Source organism: Anaerolineae bacterium, from assembly GCA_016931895.1.
GTDB lineage: Bacteria > Chloroflexota > Anaerolineae > 4572-78 > J111 > JAFGNV01.
The window spans coordinates 1-3,053 of sequence record JAFGDY010000252.1; the positions used below are offsets into that span (position 1 = coordinate 1).

The window sequence follows — 3,053 nt, forward strand, 5'->3', positions numbered from 1 at the left end:
ATGGCCTTACCCTGCCTATGTGCCTCTCCTTATTGTACAGCATCCCTAACTTGTTGGACAATATCATCCCGTTCAACTGCAAAAAAACTGTGGTGTCGGTTAAATAGACGGGTAAATGGGCCGCGATGTCCATTAACGCTATGCTGACTACTGTGCTCATCCGTCCAGAAAATGAGGTTTTTCGGCGTAACACTCGCCGGATGGGGGTACCGAGACTTTTGTTTCAAGCCCCCGAGAATCATCGGGGGCTACAGGGTAGGATTTGTTACCCGACCCATAAACAGGCGTGCCCTACAAAAACCACATCCGAGCAGGTTTTTTGGGAAAAAGATTGTGATGGTAACCCAAGGTATCCTTACTCCAGTTGCTTAGAGCATTCCTCTTCTTCGGCTTCACTCAGTCGGGATGTGGAAGTCCTGCGCCCATTCCTATAGGGCAGAAAGTGAATCATCGGGATGGCCAGCAAGGCCATCATGGTGGCAATGTAAAAGGCGGTAGGTAAGCCAAAATTGTCCCCCAGCAAACCAATGACAAAAGCCGCCAGCGGGCGTACCAGAAACGACATCGACATGAACAGGCCATTGGCCATGGCCCGATTATGAGGCACGCCTTCTTGCACCATGGCCAGCATTACCGGCGTGGATGATAGGGATGTAAAACCCAGAGCCAGCAGAACCGGCACGAGCCACCAGCCGCTCACATTCAGAAACACAAACATCAGCAACGATGAAGAGGCCATTGCCACCACCAAAACCGTTTTGCGTCCTACCCGGTCGCTCAAGGTGCCGCCCAGCAAGGCTCCGCCAATTCCGGCCAACTCCCAGATTGAAAGCGCAGCCCCGGCTATCCATAAACTGGCACCTTGTTGAGTCATAAACGTGGGCAAATAGACCGCCAGCGCAGTCAGCATAAAGGCTTGCGGAAAAACCACTCCCAATAAGGGGGCAAACAATCGCCGCGCTGTCGGAAGCATCGTCCGCACACTCTGTCGCTGGTCAGGTCGGGCCGGAATATGACGCAGACGCCAAAACAAAATGAGCGACGTGAGCCAGCCCAAAACCATAATGCGATAGTATCCCTCCAAGGTCCACACCGACACCGCCCACACCACCAGCAGTGGTCCCACCGTTCGACCCAGTTCGCCGCCGGCCATAAAGATACTCATGCCTTTGCCCAATTGTTTGCCGGAAATGCGGGCGATCATTGGCGGGGCGGGGGCGTGAAAGGCAGCCGCACGTAACCGGCCACGGCCTCGGGGGCAATGGGCGGCAGGCTAAAGGGGATCTGGATGATTTTTTCCAGGTATTGGGCGCCGTCCAATTTGACCTGGTAATCTTTGTAGCGCACGCGGATGCCCTCTTCAATCACCTCGCGGGCCACGCCCAGCATAAAGACGCAGCCGGGCACGTCCAAAAAGAGCTTCACCGCCTCCAGCACTTCCACGGCTTTGTCGGGCAGGCAGCGGTCCAGGTCGTCCACAAACACCACCAGCCGGCCGCGGTTAACAATAAAGTTTTTGCTGATGGCCTCAAATTGGCGGCGAAAATCATCAAGGGCGGCAATCTGGTCGCGGCGGGTGAGGGCCTCGCTTTCCTCTACATCGGCAATGAGCGCGGCCAGGCGGCGGGCCACATTTTCGGAGCCGGCCCGTTCGGCCTGGCGGCGCAGCAGTTCCAGGCCCATCAGGGGGGGCAGGGCGGCACCCTCCAGGCCGGGCAGGGCATCGGCGGGCAGGGTGAGATGGCCGCCGGCGGCGGTCTCGGCACCGTACAGGCGGGCCTCCAACTGGCGCAGGTCGGGCGCGGGCGGCCTCGCTGAGGCCGGGAAACCGGCGCACGCCCTCCAGCACCCGGGAGATAAGGGCGCGCCACAGGCTGGGCTGGTGGCTGTAAAGCCAGGCGTTGAACCAGACCGCGCGCACCGGAAAGTCGCTGTTTTCGGCGGTGAGCCGGCGCTCGACCATGCGCATGAGGCTGGTTTTGCCCTGGCCCCAACTGCCAAACACGCCAATGGTGAGGGGGGTGTCGGTGCCGGGGTCGGCCACAATGTCGGTGAGGGTTTGGGCGTAGGGGTCAAAATTAAGTTGGTCCTCGTCCGCCGGTTGGTCGGAGAGGATAGAGAGCAGGCGGGTCTCGGCGGCGTTGCCAGAATCGGCCATGGGCGTTACTCGTCTTGGCCAAAGTTTTGGGTCACGCTGGCGTTATCGCCAATTACCACGCCTTTGGCCTGGCCAATTTGCACGTTGTATTTGCCCTGCGCGGCCTGCCGGGGGTTGACCAGGGTGAGCAGGTGTTGGGCCTGTTTAATAATGGCTTCGTCTTTGGCGGCGCCGGTTTCGGCCAGGGATTTTTGCAGCGGTTTTTCCCAGGTTGCGGCGTCCTGTTCATACTCGGCCAGGGCCGTTTGGGCGGCGGTTTTATCGGCAAAATATTTTTGCACAAGACTCTTGAGGCCATGGTAGCCATCCTTAATGGCCTGCGAGGCTGTGTCTTTGGCGGCTGCTGCGGCGCCGGCAGCCAGGGCGGTAAGAATCAACGTAGCGGGTTCCATTGTTTTGTTCTCCTTATTTTAGTGTGTTTGAGTTGAGGTGGGGGCGACCTGAAAAAAAACAAAACGCTGCCACTTTGACCGGGCAGCGCGAGTGTGGTAGGATAACGGGTAACAAAAAAGAGACCGGGTGGCGCTGACCTGGTCAAATCAATATGGCTATACCCCTCGCCCCCACGAGGGGTATTTGCATTTTAACCAAGTATACCATAGTTGTGGTTTTGGCTCAATGATATTGGGGCGGATTGCCCGGGGCGGATTGGCCCGGCCCATAATTGATGTCCGTCCCATTTATGGCCCAGGCTGTCCAAATGACACCCCGGAGAGGAGCGATGAGAGACCGGGGGATGTTCTACCTTCCGGGCAAATATGGGGACACCTTGGGAATTGAAACCAACCCTCATCAAGAAAACAGGAGAAATCATGGCTCTTTGGGATTTTCCGTGGCATACCCCAATATGTAGGGGCGAATCCTTGTGGTCGCCCTGGGCAGGCACAAGACCTGC

General features: G+C 57.7%; 3 protein-coding genes and 1 pseudogene. All 4 read right to left on the reverse strand.

Features of this window, described 5'->3' with window-relative positions; all coding sequences use genetic code 11:
- Window positions 1-355 precede the first annotated feature (355 nt).
- The 4 genes and pseudogenes from JW953_19400 to JW953_19415 all read right to left on the reverse strand — a co-directional run bounded on the left by JW953_19400 (window position 356) and on the right by JW953_19415 (window position 2,550).
- Window positions 356-1,204: an MFS transporter gene (locus JW953_19400; protein ID MBN1994873.1), complete on the reverse strand. Its 849-nt coding sequence runs from the start codon at window positions 1,202-1,204 to the stop codon at window positions 356-358.
- Window positions 1,201-1,632, reverse strand: a complete 432-nt coding sequence (locus tag JW953_19405; GenBank protein MBN1994874.1) for a hypothetical protein — start codon at window positions 1,630-1,632, stop codon at window positions 1,201-1,203. The genes JW953_19400 and JW953_19405 overlap by 4 nt, the downstream gene beginning before the upstream one ends.
- A gap of 313 nt (window positions 1,633-1,945) precedes the next feature.
- Window positions 1,946-2,158 (reverse strand): annotated as a pseudogene (locus tag JW953_19410) (hypothetical protein).
- 5 nt (window positions 2,159-2,163) lie between these two features.
- Complete coding sequence (locus tag JW953_19415; GenBank protein ID MBN1994875.1) at window positions 2,164-2,550, reverse strand: hypothetical protein; 387 nt, start codon at window positions 2,548-2,550, stop codon at window positions 2,164-2,166.
- Window positions 2,551-3,053: the final 503 nt, after the last annotated feature.